This window comes from Bradyrhizobium sp. Kon37 (genome assembly GCF_055807535.1).
In genome coordinates this window covers 90,338-110,245 of sequence record NZ_JBVVOY010000015.1, presented here as the reverse complement: position 1 = coordinate 110,245, position 19,908 = coordinate 90,338, and the positions used below count along the sequence as shown (strand labels likewise).

Below are 19,908 nucleotides of genomic sequence, written 5' to 3'. Positions count from 1 at the left end.
GATCAGACCTTCGGCCCCGCTTTTTCATCTCCCGGAAGGACCGGATAGTCGGCGCCCTCCCACGGGGACAAAAAGTCGAACTTGCGGAATTCCTGGTTGAGCCTGACCGGCTCGTACACCACCCGCTTCTCCTGGTCGTCGTAGCGGACCTCGAGGAAGCCGGTGGTCGGGAAATCCTTACGCAGCGGATGACCCTCGAAGCCGTAATCGGTCAGGAGGCGACGCATGTCGGGATGACCGACGAAGATCACGCCGTAGAGGTCGTAGGCCTCGCGCTCGAACCAGTCGGCGCCGGGAAACACCTCGATCAGCGACGGCACCTGCGTGGTCTCGTCGGCCCGGGCCTTGAGCCGGACCCGCGCGTTCAAGGTCGGTGACAGGAAGTGATAGATCACGTCGAAGCGTTTTTCGCGCGACGGATAATCCGCGGCCGTGATGTCGGTGAAGTTGATGAAGCGGCAGCTCGGGTCGTCGCGGAGGTACTTGACCACCTCGACGATCTTGCTGACCTCGACATCCACCGTGAGCTGGTTGAAGGCCACCGAATGACCGATGGCGGCGCCCGGAAGCGCGCTAACGATCGTCTGCCCCAGGGCGTCGAGCTTGGCGTCGTCCATGACGTAAAACCTTAGCGTTCGATGGTGCCGGTGCGGCGGATCTTCTTCTGCAGCAGCAGCACGCCGTAGAGCAGCGCTTCAGCCGTGGGCGGGCAGCCCGGCACGTAGATGTCGATCGGCACGATGCGGTCGCAACCGCGCACGACCGAGTAGGAATAGTGATAATAGCCGCCGCCATTGGCGCAGGAGCCCATCGAGATGACGTAACGCGGCTCGGGCATCTGGTCGTAGACCTTGCGCAGCGCAGGCGCCATCTTGTTGGTCAGGGTCCCCGCGACGATCATCACGTCCGACTGACGCGGCGAAGCGCGCGGCGCGAAGCCGAAGCGCTCGACGTCGTAGCGCGGCATCGAGACCTGCATCATCTCGACCGCGCAGCAGGCGAGACCGAAGGTCATCCACATCAGCGAGCCGGTGCGCGCCCAGGTGATGAGGTCGTCGGTCGCGGCTACGAAGAAGCCCTTGTCGGACAGTTCCGAATTGACCTCGAGGAAGAACGGATCATTGGCCCCGACCGGCTTGCCGGTCGACGGGTCCAGGATGCCCTTGGGGGCCGGCGCGAGAACCGGACCGGCGGACGACGTAGGGTTCAATCCCATTCCAGTGCGCCTTTCTTCCATTCATAGGCGAACCCGACCGTCAGCACGCCAAGGAACACCACCATGGACCAGAAACCGGTCGCGCCAAGCTTGCCGAACGCCACCGCCCAGGGAAACAGGAACGCCACCTCGAGGTCGAAGATGATGAAGAGGATGGCGACCAGATAGAAGCGAACGTCGAACTTCATGCGGGCGTCGTCGAAGGCGTTGAAACCGCACTCATACGCCGACAGCTTTTCCGGGTCCGGCTGCTGGAACGCCACGATGAACGGCGCGATCAGCAGTACCAGGCCAATGAGGCCCGCTACCCCTATGAAGACGACGAGTGGAAGATAGTTCTGCAGAATGCCGCTCATTGACGAGCCCTTTTTCCCGCAGCCTCGGGACAGCCACGGATTCGTCCAGTTTGGAATTGTTCTGAGCCTTAGCGCAGTGCACCAATGGGCGCAAGACACGCTCTTTTTAGGCCCTTTGTCGCCCTCAGAACGGTGGAAATCCCGGAATCACCCCGCGGCTGGTATGGAGCAGATCGACAGCCCCAGCAAGGGCGCCTCGATCAGTCCACACCCGCTGGGCCGTGACGTCCGTTGTTGGGAAGGCTCGCTTTATCTAGGCCGCGGCGCAGCAAAGTCCAGATGACAACAAGGACAGGCGCGCCCATTATCGGGCGAGCGATCCGGGAGCCATGCATCACGGTCGGACCCGGGCCCGTCTGGCGAATGCGTCGGGTGGGCGGCGCCCGCTTCCCCCGCAGTGGAAAATCAGTGGCGAGCGCGGCGGCAACGTGGCTGGGTCGTCGCGCGCCGCGCTCGCATGAGCTTCGGGCCGGGGGGCATGACCCGCGAGCTCATCGATCTCGTGGTGGAAGCCGGGTGACGAGCCGGTCAGGCTCTCACAATGGCCTTCCCTCGCCTGTTCTCGTCATTTGCCTCACCATTTGTAGGAAACGCTGGCGGTGACGCGCCGGCGGTCGCCGTAGAAGCAGGAGGACGCCGCCGCGCAGCTCGCGACGTAGATCTTGTCGGTCAGATTGACCACGTTCAGCGCGGTGCGCCAGTTCTGCCATTCGTAGTGGAGCGCGAGATCGCCGAGCACGACCGCGGGAACCTCAAGGGTATTGGCGGCATCCGCCCACGACGAACCGACATAGCGGACACCGCCGCCGAAGCCGAACCCCGCGAGCGGCCCGTCCTTGAAGGTGTAGTCCGCCCAGCCGGACACCAGGAGCTCAGGCGTGTTGGTCGGAGTCTTGCCGACCAGCGCCGGGTCCAGATCCCTGCTGTTGAACAAATGGTAGGCCGTGAACGAGCCGATCAGCTTCAGCTCACGCGTAGCGTTCGCCACCGCTTCGAGCTCGATGCCGCGCGAGGTCACCTCGCCGGTCTGGTTCTGCAAGGTCGTGACGACAGGATCGGTGGTTGCCACGTTCTGGCGCTTCAGGTCGAACACCGAGGCGGTGAAATAGCCGTCAAATCCCCGCGGCGCGACCTTCACGCCGATTTCCGCCTGCTGGCCGGTCTCCGGCAGGAACAGCTGGTTTTGCGCGTTGAGGCCGATGATCGGGTTGTAGCTCGTGGCGTAAGACACATAGGGCGCGATGCCGTTGTCGAAATTGTAGATCAGCCCGGCGCGCCCGCTGAACCTGCTGTCGTCGCGACTGGCAAGCGTGGCGCCGGTATCGCGGCCAGCCTGCGTCGTCTCGACCCAATCGTTGCGGCCGCTCAGCACCAGCGTGAAGTTGCCGAGCTTCATCTGGTCCTGAAGATAGGTGCCGGCCTGCTTCTGCGTGATCTGGAAGTTGCGGAACGGCGCGCCCGTCAACGGAATGTCAAATCCATAGGCGGGATTGAAGACGTTGATCGAAGGAACGGTGCCGAAGTTGAAAGCCTGATAGTCGTCGATCTGATAACCCTTCAAATCGACCCCGAACAGTATCGTATGCCGCACCGCGCCGGTGTTGAAGCGATACTCCAGCTGATTGTCGAGATTGGCTTGGTTGGCGGTGTTCTTCGCATACCAATTATAGCGACCGAGACTGGCCGTGTTGATGTCGGCCCAGTTGTTGCCGACGTAACCGCGATAGGTCACGTCGACATGGGCAAAGCGCGCATTCTGCCGGAACATCAAATCCTCGGTGAGATTGCGCTCGAACTGATAGCCCAGCATCTCCTGCTCGCGCGTGAACTTGTCGACGCTGCGATCACCGGCGAAAAAGCTGGTCGGGATCTTGCCGAACCGAGCGTTGGTCACCGTGCCCTCATAGGGCAGGAAGTTGATGCCGCGGGTTTCCTGCCGGGAAGCTGAAGCCAGTACCGTGAACGTCGTATCGGCGTCCGGCTTCCAGGTCACCGACGGCGCGATGAAGTAATTGTTGTCCGGGGTGAAATTGACCTGTGTCGGGCCGTTCTGGACCTGGCCGACGACGCGGTAGAACAGCTTGCCGTTTTCGGGCTGGGTTGCGACCGGACCGCCGACATCGAAGCCGACATAGGCGTTGCCGAAATTGTTGACGCCGGTCTCGATGAAACGGACGGGCTCCGCGGGCGGCATCTTGCTGATGACGTTGACGATGCCGCTCGGGCTCGATCCGCCATAGAGCACAGCCGACGGACCGCGCAGCACCTCGACGCGCTCCATGTTGGGCGTCTGGAGCTTCCAGGTCGCATAGGACGTGGAGAACAGCTGCATGCCGTCGAGGAACAGTCCGACTTCGTCGGACTTGAAACCGCGGATCAGCCACCAGTCGTTGCGCGTGTCCGCGCCGAAGGTCCCGGCGCGGACGCCAGCGGTATAGCGCAGGACCTCGTCGAGCTTGTTCGGCTTCTGGTCGCGGATCTGCTCCGCGCCAATCACCGACACCGCCTGCGGCGTCTCCATAATCGGCGTGTTGGTCTTGGTGCCGGAAGAGCTGCGGCCGGCGACGTAGCCGTGCACCGGGCCGAGCGGGGTCTCCACGAAACCGACATTGCGCTGCGGCTGCGGCTTGCTTCGGTTAGCGGTCTGCTGGGATGATCGCGGCGCGCGGCGCTGGACGGAGGGCGCCGCCCGGCGGCGCGCTTCCGGCGCGGTGACGGTCACCGACGGAATGTTCTGCGCGCCACTCTGCGCAGGAGATTGTGCAAGCGATGCCTGCGGCACCAAAACCCAAGCGGATGCGGTCGCCAGTACGGCCGACCGCAGCATTCCAAGACTGTTCAACGCGCAACCCCAAAACTGCGTGTTTTGATTTGCACATGCCGTCAGTCCCATGACGGCATGCGCTTGCGGTGACGCTTAGGGGAGCGCGCGCGAATTTCCTAATTGAAAGCCTCTTAGAAAGAGTCTTAGAAAGAGTCTTGAAAGCGATCCAACATGTTCCGGGATTGCCGGAACGTCAGCGCGAAATCTTCTCGCTCTCGAGCAGCTCGGCGGCGATCGCCGTCAATTGGTCGACCTGCTGCAGCAGCGCCTCGAACTCGGCTTCGCTCAGATGTTCGCGCAAGCGCCGATTGCGCTCCTGCGCACCGGCGACGATCGCATCATGCGCCGCTAGACCGGTTGCGGTCAGCGAGACCAGAACCTCGCGGCTGTCCTTCGGGTTCGCTGATTTCGCGATCAGCTTGCGCGAGACGAGTTCCGCAAGCGCGCGGCTGATCTGCCCCTTGTCTTGGCCGACAGCTTCCGCAAGCCGCGCCACGCTCATCGGCGGCCGCCGGCCGAGCGAGGCGACCAGGCCAAACTCGACCGAGGACAATCCGGCGAGACGCTTGTAGCGCAGGATGGCGCCGCGCTTGAGCAAATTGGCCAGCACCATCAGCCGCGACGACAGCATGACAGTGATCGGCGCCGGCGACTGACTTTCGTCCGCATCGGACGATGCGCGCCCGGCCCTGCTTGATGTCTGGCTCATGATCCACCTCTGCCAAGAAAGCCGCGGCGTGCCAAGTCTTGGTAGCGCAACCTCCCCAGCCTGATCCAAATGCGACTAAGAGGCATTTGGAAATCGTTGACATTGTCATCGATCTAATCTTCACTTAGCACAAGGCATCAAAAAAGGCCCGGCCGGTACGGCCGACTGCGGGAGGACCAGCATGAGCATCACCCAGCGGGATCGCGATCTCGGCACGGCCTATGCGATGACGCCGGGGCACACGCGCACCGAGCTCACCTCGGTCGTGCGCGGCACGCCGATGGGCGAACTGCTGCGACGTTACTGGCATCCGGTCGGGCTCATCGGCGACGCCACCGACATCCCGAACAAGGTTCGCGCGCTCGGCGAGGATCTGGTGCTGTTCCGCGACAAGCACGGCCGCGCCGGCCTGCTGCACGCCCGCTGCTGCCACCGCGGCACCACGCTCTATTACGGCAAGGTCGAGGAGGACGGCATCCGCTGCTGCTATCACGGCTGGAAGTTCGACGCCGAAGGTCACTGTCTGGAGCAGCCCTGCGAGCCCGAGGGCGGCCAGTTCAAGGACAAGGTGCGGCAGCCCTGGTATCCGGTCGAGGAACGCTACGGGCTGATCTTCGCCTATATGGGCCCGGCCGAAAAACGTCCGGTGCTGCCGGCCTATCAATGCCTGGAGACCATGGACGACGGCGAGTTCGTCGAAGCCGACGATTCCTCGATCGGCGGCGGGGGGCCGGCAATCATCCCCTGTAACTGGCTGCAGCATTTCGAGAACGTGGTCGACCCCTACCACGTGCCGGTGCTGCACGGCTCGTTCTCGGGTCCGCAATTCACCAACATCATGGCATCGATGCCGGAGGTGACGTTCAACAAGACGCCGCGCGGGATCGCCGTGCGCTCGATCCGCAAGCAGGATGACGGCCGCGTGTTTTACCGCGTCACCGAGGCGGCGCTCCCCACCTTGCGCGTCGTGCCAAACCCGCGCGTGGCGCAATTCGCCCGCGTTGAGTCGATCGGCTGGACGCTGCCGATCGACGACACCTCGTTCCGCATCTACGTCGCCGGCCGCGTCAGGAACCCCGGCGACATCGGCCGCATGCGCTCGAAATTCAACGGCAAATTCTGGTGGGACATGACCGAGGAAGAGCACCAGCAATTTCCGGGCGATTACGAAGCCCAGGTCGGCCAGGGACCGCAGACCATCCATTCCGAGGAGCATTTCGGCCAGAGCGACCGCGGCATCCTCATGATCCGACGCATGCTGAGCGAGCAGCTCGAGGCGATGGAAGCAGGCCGCGATCCGATCGGAATCTCGTTCGATGCAAGCGCGCCTCCGGTCGAATTCGAAGCGGGGAACTACATCCGCGACGCGTGAAGCGACCAGCTCCAATCAAAGCTGGACCGACAACGATAACAAAGACTAATTGGGGGAAGCGATGGTCGATGTGACGTCACAAATGTCGGTGCAAACGGCCGCGACGGCAAAACCCCTGGCGCGGCGCTATTACGTGCTGGGCCTGCTCACGATCATCTACGCGCTGAATTTCCTCGACCGCACGATCTTCAACGTCCTGATCGAGCCGATCAAGAAGGAGTTCCAGCTCAGCGACACCATGATGGGCCTGCTCGCGGGCTTCGGCTTCGCCCTGTTCTATTCCCTGCTCGGCATTCCCATCGCGCGCGTCGCCGACCGGCTCAACCGGCGCAACATCGTCGCCGTCGCCTTTGCGTTCTGGAGCGCGATGACGGCGTTGTGCGGCGCTGCTTCGAGCGTCACGTCGCTGGCGCTGGCGAGGATCGGCGTCGGCATCGGCGAGTCCGCAGGCTCGCCCGCCTCGCAATCGATCGTCGCTGATCTTTTCGCCAAGAACGAGCGTCCGCGCGCGCTCGGCATCTACGCCGTCGGCACCTATCTCGGCGTCTTCCTTGGTTATTTCGTCGGCGGCTACGTCAACCAGCACTATGGCTGGCGGATGGCGTTCTACGTCGCGGGCCTGCCCGGCATCCTGCTCGCTATTGTCCTGTGGCTGACGATCTCCGAGCCGAAGCGCGGCGCCATGCAGGAGAATTTCGTGCCCGAACCGCTCGGGCCGACACTGCGCTTCCTGGGTTCGCAGCAGAGCTTCATCATCGTGTTGATCGGCTTCTGTCTGACCACGTACACGAACTACGCGACCGCAGCCTGGATCCCGCCGTTCCTGGCCCGGGTGCACCATCTGTCGAGCGCCGAGATCGGCACCTATGCCGGCACCTTCAAGGGGCTCGCCGGCATGGCCGGCACCCTGCTCGGCGGCTTCGTGGTGGCGCAGATCAGCCGCCGCGACGACCGCTGGAAGCTGTGGGCCCCCGCGATCACCTCGGGCCTTGCCGGGCCGGTGTTCGCGCTGTGCATGCTGACGCAGGACTTCAAGATGATGGTCGCCATGCTGGCGCTGACCTCGTTCCTGGTCGGCTTCCATCTCGGGCCGATCTTCGCGATCGCGCAGACGGTCGCCAAGCCGAGTATGCGGGCGCTGGCCTCCGCCCTCATCGCGCTCACCGCCACCTGCTTTGGCCAGGGCGTCGGCCCGCTCGCCGTGGGCATGGTCAATGACGCCCTGAAGGGCGCGTATGGCGCCGACGCCGTGCGCTATTCGCTGCTCTCGGCGGCGGTCACGACCACGCTGGGGGCGCTCCTGTTCGTCTGGGCGGCCCGCTCGATCCGGGACGATATCGGCCGGGCGGCCGCCTGAGGCCGGTGCAGGCTGCAAGCCCGGCGAAACCAACCGGGCGTATTCATGAAACCATTTTGCGGAACCCGCGAAACAATCCGGAAACAGACGGTCCTTAAAAAAGAGCCATAGACGGCGGCAAAGCCCGTCGGGAGGCTCAGATGAACCACTCCATCCACTCTGCTGATCGTGCGACCCACCTGAAGATCGTGGTGGTGGCGCTGGTAGCCGGCATCACGGTGGCCGGCTTCGGGATCGCAGCCCGCACCAATGCCGATTACAGCCAGACCGCCCAGTCCGCCCACGTGATCAAGGCCGGCAAGCCGGTCGTGGTCACCAGCGCCGGGACGTCGGAGATCCGCTGACAACCCTGTTCCGGGATGACCAATGGCCGCCTGCGGGCGGCCTTTTCGTTTTCCAAACAATACTTAGCCGGCGAGGCCTGGCAAAGTGCAACATCCTTGACTTCACCCAGCCCCGCCTTTAAGTCCCCCCTCGTTCCGCGCGCTTTCAGCGAACCACGCGGGAGTAGCTCAGTTGGTTAGAGCGCCGGCCTGTCACGCCGGAGGTCGCGGGTTCGAGCCCCGTCTCTCGCGCCATTTTGGCAATTCCTTCATAGCCTTAGAACAAACTTCTACACGCCTTTCGCGGCTGTGACGGCGATTGCCGGCATCCGTCGAGAATTCGCGCCATAGTCAGCCCAAGCCCGAATCGTCTAGGCCTTCCAGGACTTGGAGGGATCCCCACGCTTTTAGCGGTTTTTTCCGGGGCCCCTGTGATTGAGGAGGCCAGACATGGCTAAGAAAGACTCGGCCAAGAAGGATTCGGCGAAGAAGGCTGCCGCTCCCGCCACCATCACGCTCAAGCACCTCGCTGCCGACATTGCGGAGAGCCAGGACCTGTCGAAGAAGCGCGCCGAGGCCGTTCTGACCGACATGGTCGACCTGATCACCAAGCACCTGAAGAAGGGCGACCGTGTCCGGATCGTCGGGCTTGGAATCCTCCAGGTTCGCAAGCGCGCCGCCCGCACCGGCCGCAATCCCGCCACCGGCGAGCCCATCCACATCAAGGCCAGCAAGAAGGTCGCTTTCCGCCCGGTGAAGGAGCTGAAAGAGGCGATCTGACCCCTCACGTTTCGTTAAGCCTGATCAGCGTCCGCCGGCCTCACCGCGCCCTGCTTTTCTGGTATACCGCCCCTCTCCCCTGACCCGGCGGTTTGACCAGAAATGTCCTCCCTCACCTTTTCGTATACCGTGACCGAGCGCTTCCTGCGCTACGTCACCATCGACACCCAGTCCGATCCGGAATCCCCGAGCTCGCCCTCGACGGAGAAGCAGAAAGATCTCGGCCGTGTGCTCGCCGCCGAACTGAAGGCCATGGGTGTCGAGGACGCGCATCTCGACGATTACGGCTACGTCTACGGAACGATCCCGGCGAACACACCTAAGAAGGTGCCGGTGATCTGCTTCTGCTCGCACATGGACACTTCGCCCGACGTCACCGGCAAGGACGTCAAGCCGCAGATGGTGAAGAACTATCGTGGCGGCGACATCACGCTGCCCGGCGACACCAGCCAGGTGATCCGCTTCGCCGAGCATCCGGCGCTGAAAAACCAGATCGGCAACGACATCATCACCACCGACGGCACCACCCTGCTCGGCGCCGACAATAAGGCCGGCGTGGCCGAGATCATGGATGCCGCGCATTTTTTCATCAACAACCCGGACGTGAAGCACGGCACCATCAAGATCCTGTTCACGCCCGACGAGGAGATCGGCCGCGGCGTCGACAATGTCGACATCAAGAAGCTGGGCGCCGAGTTCGGCTACACCATGGACGGCGAGAGCGCGGGCTGCGTCGAGGACGAGACCTTTTCGGCGGACGGCGCCACCATCACCATCAATGGCGTCAGCGCCCATCCCGGCTACGCCAAGGGCAAGATGGAGCACGCGATCAAGATTGCCGCCGCCATTGTCGAGCGCCTGCCCCGCGAAGGCTGCTCGCCCGAGACGACATCAGGCAAGCAGGGCTTTCTGCATCCGATCGGCATCGAGGGCGCGCTGGAGCAGGCGACGCTTTCCTTCATCGTGCGCGACTTCACCGAGGACGGGCTGAAGGAAAAGGAGATCCTGCTCGAGAACATCGTCAAGGACGTGATGAAGGATTTTCCGCGCTCGACCTATACATTCGAGGTGCGGGAGCAGTACCGCAACATGAAGCAGGTGATCGATCGCCACCCGCACATCCTCGAATACGCCATCGAAGCGATCCGCCGCGCCGGCCTGCGCCCGATGCGCACCGCGATCCGCGGCGGCACCGACGGCTCGCGCCTGTCCTTCATGGGCCTGCCCTGCCCCAACATCTTCGCCGGCGAGCACGCGTTTCACTCCCGGCTCGAATGGGTCAGCCGGCAGGACATGGAGAAGGCGGTGCAAACGATCGTGCACCTCGCCATGATCTGGGAGGAGAAGGCCTAGCGCCTCTCGTTAAAGGCAATATGGCCGGGATCGCTCCCGGCCATCGCCTGCATGTTACGGCACCGGCATCGCGCGCGGATTGCGATGGAAGCGGTTCGAGCTTGCCATCCAGTTCGGTAGCGGCTCTCCGTCGCGGTGCCGCCCGCCGGCCACCGCCGCAGCCCAGGCCACCGCAGCGCCGATCAGGGTTGCTGCGGCAACGGAGAAGGCGACGATGATGGAATTACGCCGCGCCCGATTGATCGCCGTCCTTGAATCCGCGATCAGCGCGTCGACCCGTCGTTCCGAGTCGGGTGCCGCGAGTCCCGTCAGCGCGGCCACCTGCTGCACCAGATAGGCCCGGTCATCGCTGCTGACGCCGCTGTGGCTCGATGACGTCATCAAGATGCGTCCTGCTTCGGCGCGGGCTTCCCTGAGGTCCGTATTGGGGGGCCGCCGCGGCGCGCGAAACAGCTTGTCCAGCTCGTAGCTCAACAGAGGCTCGGCGGCGGAGGTATTGCTCGCCGAACTGCGCATCGGCGAACGATCAATCGCAGCTGCGCCGAGTATCGCGAGCAGAGCGGCACCAAGCAGCACGGCAAGCGCCCAGGACATCAGGCCATGCAGCCCGTCCCGCCGTTCGCCGTCGTCTTCGATCGTTGTGATCGCCGGGGCTGGTCGCGTTGTCCGGCCGGCGACATAGCCGCCGAAGCCGAAGCTGATAATCGCCTGGATGATCAGATACAGCCCCGACAGCAAAGCCAGCGCCGCCGATGCATCGCGCCATGTCGGCGAGGCTGAACTGACGCCCAGGCCGACGGCGACGCCAAAGCCGACCAGGATGAACGACATTGCGCCGGCAGCCAAAGCGCCTGCGATGACCGAGCTCCACTGGATGGTGCGCCGGTCGTCGGCAGCGACGCCGCCGCCTTCCATGATCTCTTCCCGTATGAGAGTTTCCATCGTCATCGCCGCTCTCTCAGCGCAGGCCGAAGAACGACAAGATCGCCATGACCACCACGATCAAGCCGATGAGATAAATCAATCCGTCCATGGTCCGTCCTCCTCAATGTCTCCTCGTCGCTAATCACAACGAAGAAAGAACGTTCCAAACTGGACCGAGCCTGCGGGAACGAACCGGCGCGATGCGGATTACCTGTCCAAGTCCCAAGGATGAAGTTTGTGAGCACGAAAGCCCCAGCCGGTCAGTCCCGGCTGGGGCTTTCTTTTTGGGCGGCAGTTCCTGTCCTATGTTAACGACGTCGGCTCTCCGATCATCAAGGATGCGATCGGGGCGGAACCTCCGGATCGGGAGAGCGGCGTGGATCGCAGAACCGCGTGCCTTCATCAGGCAGATGCATTCCGGGAAAAGGCAATCGCCGATCCCGAGCACCACGACCAGTGGATCGATGAAGCCATCAAATGGCTGGAACGGGCCATGGAAGCCGGCTGTCGCGCCGTCGTCACGCTCGAAGCCGGCGATGCTGGCGACATAGCGGACGCAGCACGTGGTGCGGCAGCCGATGCTCGACTGAGCTTGATCACGCGCCAATGAGAAGCACCGGCGTCTTCGCGGCCGCTGCGGCAATTGTTCCAGGGACGTAACAATGTTGCGGGTCGACACTGTTCCCGCCCCCATGCTAGGCCGGACACAGACCGCAACCAGAGTGAAATCGTGCTCGCGAACCGCCAGCCCTCAGGATCATGCCGGCCGCGCAACTGGCGCGGGCTGCTGTCTGTGCTGATCGCGGTGGTCTACCTGCTCGCGGGAGCGCTGCATGGCCTGCACGACATCGACGTCACCACGCCCGGTGGCGGCTCGGAGATCAGCGCCGTCCTTGACGGCTCCGCAGATCACAACGACCACAAGGCCATCGGCGGGCATCATTGCCATGGCTGCTTCTCGGTGACGGTGGCGCAGCCGGCGCCACCGGTCGCATCGATCGGGATCATGTCCGCATCGCGCCCGCAACGCGCCCCCCGGCTCGCCGGCATTATTCCCGATACCGACTCCCCGCCTCCCAAACAGATGGCCTGAACGGATTGGTCGGGCGCTCCGCGCCCATGAGGTTCATCCTTCACAGGTCGGTTTCATGTTTTGCAGGGGAATGGCCGCGCGCCTGGCGTGCGCGGCAGCGTGTCTGATTGTCGGATTGGCGCTTGCGCCGTCTCACGCCCAGACTCTGACGATGCGCAGCGCGCTCTCGCGCGCGCTGGCCACGAGCCCGCGGCTGACCGCGGCGGAGCGCGATGTCGGCATCGCTACGGGCCAGCGCATCCAGGCGGGTGCGCTTCTCAATCCGGAGCTGACCTACGAACAGGACAATTCGTTCGGGTCCGGCATCTATCGCGGCACGCGATCGGCCGAGACCACGCTCCAGATCAGCCAGGCCTTCGAGCTGTTCGGCGAGCGCGACGCGCGGATTGCAGCGGGTGTCGCCGGCATCGAGGTCGCCGCGATCCAGCGCAAGGCCGTCAGGCTGGAGGTGCTGTCGGAGACCGCGATCGCCTTCCTCAGCGTGCTCGGCGCACAGCGGCGCATCCAGATCCTCGACGAGCAGATCACCGCCATTGACCGGCTGACGCCGCTTTTGCGCCGCCGCGTCGAGGCCGGTGCCTCCTCGCCGGCCGAGACCGGCCGTGCGGAAGTGGCATCCGCCCTGGTGAAGGCCGATCGCGAGCGCTTCAAGGCGACGCTGGCCAGCGCCCGGCGCGAGCTTGCAGTCCTGATGGGCGACGCGGCTCCGAAATTCGGCGAGGTCTCCGGACGGCTTGACACCATGGGACGGCCGCCGACATTCCAGTCGGTCGTCGCCGCGATCGATGCCAATCCGCAGCTGGTGCGCTGGACCGCGATCTATGCCCAACGCAACGCCGAGCTGTTGCTGGCGCGGCTGCGGCCCTATCCCGACGTGCGGATCGCCGCCGCCTGGCGCCATTTCAACGAGACCAATGACGACGCGGCGCGCCTCACCGTCTCGGTGCCGATCCCCGTGTTCGACCAGAACCAGGGCAATATCCTCTCGGCACAGGAAAGCCTTGCCAAGACCAAGGCCGAGCGCGAGGCCAACCGCAACACGCTGATCGTGGTCGCCGGCCGCGCCTACGACTCGCTGCAGGGCTCGCTGCGCGAGCTCGCGGTGCTGCGCGAGAGCGCCATTCCCAAAGCTACCGAAGCCTCGGACGCCATCGCGCAAGGCTACGGCCAGGGCCGCTTCAGCCTGCTCGAAGTGCTCGACGCCCAGGCCAGCGTCACCCAGGCGCGGCTGCGCGAGCAGGAGGCGCTGCAGAATTTCCACGCGGGGGTGGCGACCATCGAAGGCCTCGTCGGGAACCCCTTCACGCTGGCGCGGGAGAGCGCACGATGAAGACGTCCTCCACCATCCTCGTCGCATTCGTTGCAGCCATACTCGGCGCTTACGGCTATTCCCTGCTCGGCCCGCCCCGGGTCGAGCATGCGGACCATGCTGCGGACAAGAGGCCGGAGAAGCCGAACGACCATGTCGAGCAGGACGAGCACGGCGCCGACCGGATCCGCATCTCCGACGTCAAACTCGCCGCCGCGGGCGTGACGCTGGCGGAAGCCGGGAGCGTCACGCTGACCGACACGCTCGCCTTCAACGGCATCCTGCGCGCCAACCAGGAAGCCGTGGTGCAGGTGACGCCGCGCTTTCCCGGCGTCGCCAAATCGATCCAGAAGCGCATCGGCGACAAGGTCGGCAAGGACGATCTGCTCGCCGCGATCGAAAGCAACCAGAGCCTCACCGTCTACGAGCTCAAGGCGCCGCTTGCCGGCACCATCATCGAGCGGCAGATATCGCTCGGCGAATACGCCTCCGAGCAGAAGCCGGCCTTCGTGGTCGCCGACCTCACCACCATCTGGGTCGATCTGTCGATCTATCGCCAGGATCTGCGGCGCGTTCGCCTCAACGACGAGGTGCTGATCGATCCCGACGACGGTCGCGGCGAGATCAAGGGCACGATCTCCTACATGGCCCCGATTGGCTCGAGCGAGACCCAGACCGCGCTGGCGCGCGTGGTACTGCCAAATCCGGACGGGCGCTTGCGTCCCGGCCTGTTCGTCACCGCACGGCTGATCCTCGCCGCTCGCAACGTCGCGGTCGCGGTGCGCCGAAGCGCGATCCAGACCCTGGAGAACCGGACCATCGTGTTCGTCCGCGAGGATGGCGACAAGATCGAGGCGCGCCCGGTGGAGCTTGGCGATTCCGATCCCCGCCATGTCGAGATCAGGGCCGGTCTATCGGCCGGTGAGCATTACGTCGCGGAAAACAGCTTCGTCGTGAAGGCGGAGATGGGCAAGGGCGAGGCCGAGCATGATTGAGCGCCTCATCGCGGTCTCGCTGCAGCAGCGCTGGCTGGTCCTGCTGCTCGCGCTTGGCGCCGTCGCCTTCGGCGCCTGGAATTTCGAGCGCCTGCCGATCGATGCCGTGCCTGATATCACCAACGTCCAGGTCCAGATCAACACCCGTGCTCCCGGCTATTCGCCGCTGGAAACCGAGCAGCGCATCACCTTCCCCGTCGAGACCGCCATGGGCGGCCTGCCGAAACTCGACTACACCCGCTCGCTGTCGCGCTATGGCCTGAGCCAGGTGACCGTCGTCTTCAAGGACGGCACCGACATCTATTTTGCCCGCCAGCTCGTCGGCGAACGGATCAGCCAAGTGAAGGACCAGCTTCCGGCCGGCGTCGAGGTCGCGATGGGACCAGTCTCAACCGGCCTCGGCGAAATCTTCATGTACACCGTCGAGGCCAAGGCGGGCGCAAAGACGCAAAGCGGTCACGACTATTCGCTGACCGATTTGCGCACCGTGCAGGACTGGATCATCAAGCCGCAGCTTCGCAACGTGCCGGGGGTGATCGAGGTCAACACCATCGGCGGCTTCGAGCGGCAATTCCACGTGCTCCCCGATCCCGGCAAGCTGATGGCCTACCGGCTCGGCTTTCGCGACGTCATGACGGCGCTCGCCGCCAATAATGCCAATGTCGGCGCCGGTTATATCGAGCGCAACGGCGAGCAATATCTGGTTCGCTCGCCGGGCCAAGTCGGCAATGTCGGCGAACTCAGGGACATCGTCATCGGTTCGCGCGGCGGCAATCCCGTCAGGATCAGGGATATCGCGACCGTCACCGAAGGCCGCGACCTGCGCACCGGAGCCGCGACGCGCGATGGCGAGGAAACCGTGCTCGGCACCGCCATGCTGTTGATTGGCGAGAACAGCCGCACCGTGGCGCGTCGTGTCGCGGCCCGGCTCGAGGAGATCGCCAAATCGCTGCCCGACGGCGTGGTGACGCGGACCGTCTATGACCGCACCGATCTGGTCGAAGCCACCATCCGCACCGTCGAGAACAATCTGGTGGAGGGCGCGGCCCTGGTCGTGGCCGTGCTGTTCCTGATCCTCGGCAACATCCGCGCCGCGCTCGTGGTGGCCTGCGTCATTCCGCTGTCCATGGCCATGACGGTCACCGGCATGGTCGAGACCAAGGTCAGTGCGAACCTGATGAGTCTGGGCGCGATCGATTTCGGCATCATCGTCGACGGCGCCGTGATCATCGTGGAGAACTGCCTGCGCGTGCTGGCCGAGGCCCAGCGCGAGAAAGGCGGGTTGCTCACGATGTCCGAACGGCTGCGCGCGATCCGGCGCGGGGCGAGCGAGGTGATCAAGCCGAGCCTGTTCGGAACGCTGATCATCGCGGTGGTCTATTTGCCAGTGCTGACGCTGACCGGCGTCGAAGGCAAGATGTTCACGCCGATGGCGCTGACGGTGCTGATGGCGCTGGGCGCCGCGGTGCTGTTCTCGATCACCTTCGTGCCGGCCGCGGTCGCCATCTTCGTCACCGGCAAGGTGTCCGAACACGAAAACCTGTTCATGCGGCTGGCGAAGCGCGCCTACCTCCCCCTGCTCCGGCTGGCGATCGACAATCGCCTCGGCGTCGCAATCATGGCAGCCATCATCGTGGTCGCAAGCTGCGTTGCCGCCGCGCGCATGGGCGGTGAGTTCATTCCGAGCCTGGACGAAGGCGACGTCGCGCTGGCCTCGATCCGGATTCCCGGCACCAGCCTGACCCAGTCGCTGGACCTGCAAAAGGCGCTGGAAAAGCGCATCAAGCAGATTCCGGAGGTGAAGGAGTTCTTCACCCGCATCGGCACCGCGGAGATCGCAACCGATCCGATGTCGCCGGCACAGACCGACGGCTACATCATGCTGAAGCCGCGCGCCGAATGGCCCGACCCGGGCAGGCCCAAGTCTGACGTGATCGAGGCCATCGACCGTGCCGCCGACGACATCCCCGGCAGCGCCTATGAAATCTCCCAGCCGATCCAGTTCCGTGTCAACGAGCTGATCTCCGGCGTGCGCAGCGACGTCGGCGTCAAGATCTTCGGCGACGACCTCGACATCCTGCAAGGCGCGGCGAAACAGGTGGAGGCCGCGATCCGCGGCATACGCGGCGCCAGCGACGTCAAGATTGAGCAGGTCTCGGGCCTGCCGATCCTCACCGTCCGCCTCGACCGCCAGGCGCTCGCCCGGTACGGGCTCAGCATCAGCGAGGTGCAGGGCATTGTCGAGATCGCGGTCGGCGGCAAGTCGGCCGGCAAGCTGTTCGAGGGCGACCGCCGCTTCGACATCGTCGTGCGCCTGCCGGAACATCTGCGCGGCAATCTCGAGGCGATCCGGGCGATCCCGATCCCGCTGCCGCCGGGTGAGGAAGCAACAATCGGCGCGCCGATCCGGACCGCATTGCCCGCCTACCCCCTTGCCCAGATGCGCTATGTGCCCCTGTCGTCGGTCGCAACCGTCGATGCGACGCCCGGCCCGAACCAGATCAGCCGCGAGAACGGCAAGCGGCGCATCGTCGTCACCGCCAATGTCCGCGCGCGCGATCTCGGTTCCTTCGTCACCGAGGCCGAGGCGGCCGTCGCGGAGAAGGTCAAGCTGCCGCCGGGCTACTGGATCGGCTGGGGCGGACAGTTCGAGCAATTGGTCTCGGCGACCAAGCGGCTGACGCTCGTGGTGCCGGTGGCGTTGCTGCTGGTGTTCCTGCTGCTGTTCATGGGCATGGGATCGGCTGCGGATGCGGCGCTCGTGTTCTCCGGCGTGCCGCTGGCGCTGACCGGCGGCGTCATCGCGCTGCTGCTGCGCGGCATCCCGCTGTCGATCAGCGCCGGCGTCGGTTTCATCGCGCTTTCGGGCGTCGCCGTCCTCAACGGGCTCGTCATCATCGCCTTCATCGAGCGGCTGCGCAGCGGGGGGCACCCCGTTGGCGACGCCGTGCGCGAGGGCGCGCTGACACGCCTGCGTCCGGTGCTGATGACGGCCCTCGTCGCGTCCCTCGGCTTCGTGCCGATGGCCCTTGCCACCGGGGCCGGTGCCGAGGTGCAGCGGCCGCTTGCGACGGTCGTGATCGGCGGCATCATCTCCTCGACGGTGCTGACGCTGCTGGTGCTGCCGGCGCTTTACGTGCTGTTCCGCCGTGACGGGGCTGCCGAAACGCCTACAATGGCGCCTGATTTGGCAGAATCCGGGGAGCGCTAGAGGTGGGCAGCCACGACCATCACGGCCATCATCACCATGATCATAGCCACGGCCACGATCATGGTGGCCACGCCCATGTCCATGCGCCCGCCAGTTTCGGCAAGGCGTTTGCGATTGGCATCTCGCTCAACACCGCGCTGGTCGTGGCCGAGGCCGTCTACGGCTATATCGGCAACTCCACGGCCCTGCTTGCGGACGCCGGCCATAATCTTTCCGACGTGCTCGGCCTGGTCGTGGCCTGGTGCGCGTCGATCGCGGCGCGGCGCGCGCCCAGCGGCCGCTTCACCTATGGTCTGCGCGCCTCCACCATCCTGGCGGCGCTGGCGAACGCGGTGTTCCTGCTGGTCGCGACCGGCGCGATCGGCTGGGAAGCGTTTTTGCGCCTCCGCGAACCGGAGCCGGTCGCCGGCATCACCGTGATGGTGGTCGCCGGCATCGGCATCCTCATCAACGGTTTTACCGCCATGCTGTTCGCGCGCGGGCGCAAGGACGACATCAACATCGAAGGCGCCTATCTGCACATGGCAGCCGACGCCGCGGTCTCGCTCGGCGTCGTCATCTCGGCGGCGTTGATCATCTGGACCGGCTGGCTCTGGCTCGATCCCGTCACCAGCCTCGCCATCTGCGCCACCATTCTCTGGAGCACCACCAGCCTGCTCCGCAGCTCCATCGACATGTCGATGGCGGCAGCGCCCAAGGGCACCGACATTGCCGCAATCAGGGTGTTCCTGCTGGCACGTCCCGGTGTGTCCGCGATCCACGATCTCCACGTCTGGCCGATCAGCACAACGGAAACGGCGCTGACGTGCCACCTCGTCATGCCCACCGGCGCCGGCGATGCGTTCCTGATAGAGACCGCGCAGATGCTGAAGCGCTCCCACCGCATCGGTCACACCACCCTTCAGGTCGAGACCCATCCCGACAACGGCTGCGCCCTGGCGCCGGATGATGTGGTGTGAAGAGTTTCCGTGTCGGCTAAACCTGAGATGTCGTCCCGGCGAAGGCCGGGACCCATAACCACAGGAAGTCGTTTGGGGAAGACTCGTGGTTGTCAGCTTCGCGCCACAACCACTCCTAGGCGTATGGGTCCCGGCCTTCGCCGGGACGACACCGAGTATGTTGCACACAGCTTGCGTTACAGCGACTTTTGAACAGCGGCGCCTACGCCGCCTTTGCCGTCACGATCCAGATGGCGCCCTGCAGCGCGACCGACTGCCCCTTCAGGAACGGCGTCAACATCTCGCGGATCGAGGCTTTTGCCGCGGCATACGTCTCGGGAGGATGGCCCTGCAGCGCGCGGCTGGCGGGGCCGATCTGGAGCGAGCCCTCGACCGCGGCATCGAGCCCGCCGCCGATCGCGACATCCATCGCGAGATTGTGCGGCTCCATCGCGACGTCGACGAAGCCAGCGCCTTTCAGGATGCGCGTCACGCGCTCTTCGGAGGCGAAGGCGAACGGACCCGGCTCGTCCGGCCCGACCGGCGGCATTTTGGGCACGTGTTTGTAGACCGCCATCAGCGGCGCCATCATCCACGGATTTTCCTTCGGCTCGCGCCAGCAGGCAAACGCCAGCCGCCCCGTTGGCTTCAGCGCGCGACGGAGGTTGGTGAAAGACGCGATGGGATCGGCGAAGAACATCACGCCGAACCGCGAGGCGAGCAGATCAAAACTCGCCGGCTCGAATGGATGCACTGTCGCATCCGCGAGCACGAAATCGAGCGGCAACCCTTTCGGCGCGAACGCGCGCGCTTGCGATAGCATGGGTTCGGACACATCGAGGCCGAGCGCAAAACCATCGGGCGCGACAGCCTTCGCGAACGCGAACGTCGTCGCACCGGAGCCGCAGCCGACATCGAGAACGCGCTCGCCCGGCTTCGGCCTGGCGCGCTCGATCAGCACGTCGGCGATGGGTCCAAGCAGGCTCTCCTGCGCCGCATGGCGATCGGCCCAGCGCTGCCCGCTGGGGCCGTTCCAGTAAGCGATCTGGTCGGCGTTCTGCTCGTGTCCGCTTGGTTGTTGCATCAGGGCCTCTGTGGCTCGGTATCGCCCGCCTGCGCCTATCGGCTTCGGCGCGGCAGCCTTCGTT

General features: G+C 64.8%; 18 protein-coding genes and 1 tRNA gene. 12 read left to right on the top strand and 7 right to left on the bottom strand.

Annotation, left to right across the window (positions count from 1 at the left end; all coding sequences use genetic code 11):
- Nucleotides 1-2 precede the first annotated feature (2 nt).
- The 5 genes from AC0L3J_RS25035 to AC0L3J_RS25015 form a co-directional block, all read right to left on the bottom strand.
- On the bottom strand, nucleotides 3-617 hold the full coding sequence (locus AC0L3J_RS25035) for an NADH-quinone oxidoreductase subunit C (RefSeq protein WP_473348645.1): 615 nt from the start codon (nucleotides 615-617) through the stop codon (nucleotides 3-5).
- An 11-nt stretch (nucleotides 618-628) separates the two neighbouring features.
- Nucleotides 629-1,216 (bottom strand): NuoB/complex I 20 kDa subunit family protein, encoded by a 588-nt coding sequence (locus AC0L3J_RS25030; protein ID WP_199198582.1) that lies wholly within the window; start codon nucleotides 1,214-1,216, stop codon nucleotides 629-631.
- A complete protein-coding gene (locus AC0L3J_RS25025; RefSeq protein WP_007603535.1) occupies nucleotides 1,207-1,572 on the bottom strand; it encodes an NADH-quinone oxidoreductase subunit A in 366 nt (121 codons plus the stop codon). The genes AC0L3J_RS25030 and AC0L3J_RS25025 overlap by 10 nt, the downstream gene beginning before the upstream one ends.
- Nucleotides 1,573-2,146: 574 nt before the next feature.
- Nucleotides 2,147-4,399 (bottom strand): TonB-dependent siderophore receptor, encoded by a 2,253-nt coding sequence (locus AC0L3J_RS25020; RefSeq protein ID WP_473348644.1) that lies wholly within the window; start codon nucleotides 4,397-4,399, stop codon nucleotides 2,147-2,149.
- Between the two features lie 190 nt (nucleotides 4,400-4,589).
- Nucleotides 4,590-5,105, bottom strand: coding sequence for a MarR family winged helix-turn-helix transcriptional regulator (locus tag AC0L3J_RS25015; protein WP_473289351.1), 516 nt, complete (start codon nucleotides 5,103-5,105; stop codon nucleotides 4,590-4,592).
- Nucleotides 5,106-5,286: 181 nt separating this feature from the next.
- Here AC0L3J_RS25015 and AC0L3J_RS25010 point away from each other — a divergent pair, with 181 nt between their 5' ends.
- The 6 genes from AC0L3J_RS25010 to pepT all read left to right on the top strand — a co-directional run bounded on the left by AC0L3J_RS25010 (nucleotide 5,287) and on the right by pepT (nucleotide 10,290).
- The gene (locus tag AC0L3J_RS25010; RefSeq protein WP_473348643.1) at nucleotides 5,287-6,477 is read left to right on the top strand and encodes a Rieske 2Fe-2S domain-containing protein; all 1,191 of its coding nucleotides are present in this window, start codon (nucleotides 5,287-5,289) and stop codon (nucleotides 6,475-6,477) included.
- Nucleotides 6,478-6,538: 61 nt separating this feature from the next.
- Nucleotides 6,539-7,834, top strand: coding sequence for a spinster family MFS transporter (locus AC0L3J_RS25005; RefSeq protein WP_473348642.1), 1,296 nt, complete (start codon nucleotides 6,539-6,541; stop codon nucleotides 7,832-7,834).
- A gap of 140 nt (nucleotides 7,835-7,974) precedes the next feature.
- Nucleotides 7,975-8,178: a hypothetical protein gene (locus AC0L3J_RS25000; protein ID WP_026232877.1), complete on the top strand. Its 204-nt coding sequence runs from the start codon at nucleotides 7,975-7,977 to the stop codon at nucleotides 8,176-8,178.
- 157 nt (nucleotides 8,179-8,335) lie between these two features.
- Nucleotides 8,336-8,412, top strand: a tRNA-Asp gene (locus AC0L3J_RS24995).
- A 195-nt stretch (nucleotides 8,413-8,607) separates the two neighbouring features.
- Nucleotides 8,608-8,937, top strand: a complete 330-nt coding sequence (locus AC0L3J_RS24990) for an HU family DNA-binding protein (protein ID WP_007603525.1) — start codon at nucleotides 8,608-8,610, stop codon at nucleotides 8,935-8,937.
- Between the two features lie 102 nt (nucleotides 8,938-9,039).
- Entirely contained in the window at nucleotides 9,040-10,290 is a 1,251-nt protein-coding gene (pepT, locus tag AC0L3J_RS24985) for a peptidase T (RefSeq protein WP_473348641.1), read from the top strand.
- A 54-nt stretch (nucleotides 10,291-10,344) separates the two neighbouring features.
- On the opposite strand, the gene AC0L3J_RS24980 is transcribed toward pepT, so the two are convergent.
- Nucleotides 10,345-11,238, bottom strand: a complete 894-nt coding sequence (locus tag AC0L3J_RS24980) for a hypothetical protein (RefSeq protein WP_473348640.1) — start codon at nucleotides 11,236-11,238, stop codon at nucleotides 10,345-10,347.
- Between the two features lie 352 nt (nucleotides 11,239-11,590).
- Between AC0L3J_RS24980 and AC0L3J_RS24975 the strand changes: the two genes are divergently transcribed.
- From AC0L3J_RS24975 to AC0L3J_RS24950, 6 genes are all read left to right on the top strand, one after another.
- Nucleotides 11,591-11,824 carry a hypothetical protein gene (locus AC0L3J_RS24975; RefSeq protein ID WP_473259847.1) on the top strand — a complete coding sequence of 78 codons (234 nt, stop codon included), beginning with the start codon at nucleotides 11,591-11,593 and terminating at the stop codon, nucleotides 11,822-11,824.
- Between the two features lie 120 nt (nucleotides 11,825-11,944).
- Nucleotides 11,945-12,307 carry a hypothetical protein gene (locus AC0L3J_RS24970; protein ID WP_473348639.1) on the top strand — a complete coding sequence of 121 codons (363 nt, stop codon included), beginning with the start codon at nucleotides 11,945-11,947 and terminating at the stop codon, nucleotides 12,305-12,307.
- Between the two features lie 55 nt (nucleotides 12,308-12,362).
- Complete coding sequence (gene ihpA / locus AC0L3J_RS24965; protein WP_473348638.1) at nucleotides 12,363-13,637, top strand: divalent metal ion exporter subunit IhpA; 1,275 nt, start codon at nucleotides 12,363-12,365, stop codon at nucleotides 13,635-13,637.
- Nucleotides 13,634-14,611, top strand: coding sequence for a divalent metal ion exporter adaptor subunit IhpB (gene ihpB, locus AC0L3J_RS24960; RefSeq protein WP_473348637.1), 978 nt, complete (start codon nucleotides 13,634-13,636; stop codon nucleotides 14,609-14,611). Before ihpA ends, ihpB begins: the two co-directional genes overlap by 4 nt.
- Nucleotides 14,604-17,822, top strand: a complete 3,219-nt coding sequence (locus AC0L3J_RS24955; protein ID WP_473348636.1) for an efflux RND transporter permease subunit — start codon at nucleotides 14,604-14,606, stop codon at nucleotides 17,820-17,822. The genes ihpB and AC0L3J_RS24955 overlap by 8 nt, the downstream gene beginning before the upstream one ends.
- A 2-nt stretch (nucleotides 17,823-17,824) precedes the next feature.
- Nucleotides 17,825-18,781: a cation diffusion facilitator family transporter gene (locus tag AC0L3J_RS24950; protein ID WP_473348635.1), complete on the top strand. Its 957-nt coding sequence runs from the start codon at nucleotides 17,825-17,827 to the stop codon at nucleotides 18,779-18,781.
- Between the two features lie 202 nt (nucleotides 18,782-18,983).
- Here the strand turns inward: AC0L3J_RS24950 and AC0L3J_RS24945 are convergent, their stop codons facing one another.
- The gene (locus AC0L3J_RS24945) at nucleotides 18,984-19,844 is read right to left on the bottom strand and encodes a class I SAM-dependent methyltransferase (RefSeq protein WP_473348634.1); all 861 of its coding nucleotides are present in this window, start codon (nucleotides 19,842-19,844) and stop codon (nucleotides 18,984-18,986) included.
- Nucleotides 19,845-19,908 lie beyond the last annotated feature (64 nt).

Excerpts from the sequence above, each read along its gene's own strand:
- AC0L3J_RS25000 (WP_026232877.1), top strand. The coding sequence starts at position 7,975 with ATGAACCACTCCATCCACTCTGCTGATCGTGCGACCCACCTGAAGATC.
- ihpA (WP_473348638.1), top strand. The coding sequence starts at position 12,363 with ATGTTTTGCAGGGGAATGGCCGCGCGCCTGGCGTGCGCGGCAGCGTGT.
- AC0L3J_RS24990 (WP_007603525.1), top strand. The coding sequence starts at position 8,608 with ATGGCTAAGAAAGACTCGGCCAAGAAGGATTCGGCGAAGAAGGCTGCC.
- AC0L3J_RS25010 (WP_473348643.1), top strand. The coding sequence starts at position 5,287 with ATGAGCATCACCCAGCGGGATCGCGATCTCGGCACGGCCTATGCGATG.
- AC0L3J_RS25025 (WP_007603535.1), bottom strand. The coding sequence starts at position 1,572 with ATGAGCGGCATTCTGCAGAACTATCTTCCACTCGTCGTCTTCATAGGG.
- AC0L3J_RS25015 (WP_473289351.1), bottom strand. The coding sequence starts at position 5,105 with ATGAGCCAGACATCAAGCAGGGCCGGGCGCGCATCGTCCGATGCGGAC.
- AC0L3J_RS24980 (WP_473348640.1), bottom strand. The coding sequence starts at position 11,238 with ATGACGATGGAAACTCTCATACGGGAAGAGATCATGGAAGGCGGCGGC.
- pepT (WP_473348641.1), top strand. The coding sequence starts at position 9,040 with ATGTCCTCCCTCACCTTTTCGTATACCGTGACCGAGCGCTTCCTGCGC.
- AC0L3J_RS25005 (WP_473348642.1), top strand. The coding sequence starts at position 6,539 with ATGGTCGATGTGACGTCACAAATGTCGGTGCAAACGGCCGCGACGGCA.
- AC0L3J_RS25020 (WP_473348644.1), bottom strand. The coding sequence starts at position 4,399 with ATGCTGCGGTCGGCCGTACTGGCGACCGCATCCGCTTGGGTTTTGGTG.
- AC0L3J_RS25035 (WP_473348645.1), bottom strand. The coding sequence starts at position 617 with ATGGACGACGCCAAGCTCGACGCCCTGGGGCAGACGATCGTTAGCGCG.
- ihpB (WP_473348637.1), top strand. The coding sequence starts at position 13,634 with ATGAAGACGTCCTCCACCATCCTCGTCGCATTCGTTGCAGCCATACTC.
- AC0L3J_RS24945 (WP_473348634.1), bottom strand. The coding sequence starts at position 19,844 with ATGCAACAACCAAGCGGACACGAGCAGAACGCCGACCAGATCGCTTAC.
- AC0L3J_RS25030 (WP_199198582.1), bottom strand. The coding sequence starts at position 1,216 with ATGGGATTGAACCCTACGTCGTCCGCCGGTCCGGTTCTCGCGCCGGCC.
- AC0L3J_RS24955 (WP_473348636.1), top strand. The coding sequence starts at position 14,604 with ATGATTGAGCGCCTCATCGCGGTCTCGCTGCAGCAGCGCTGGCTGGTC.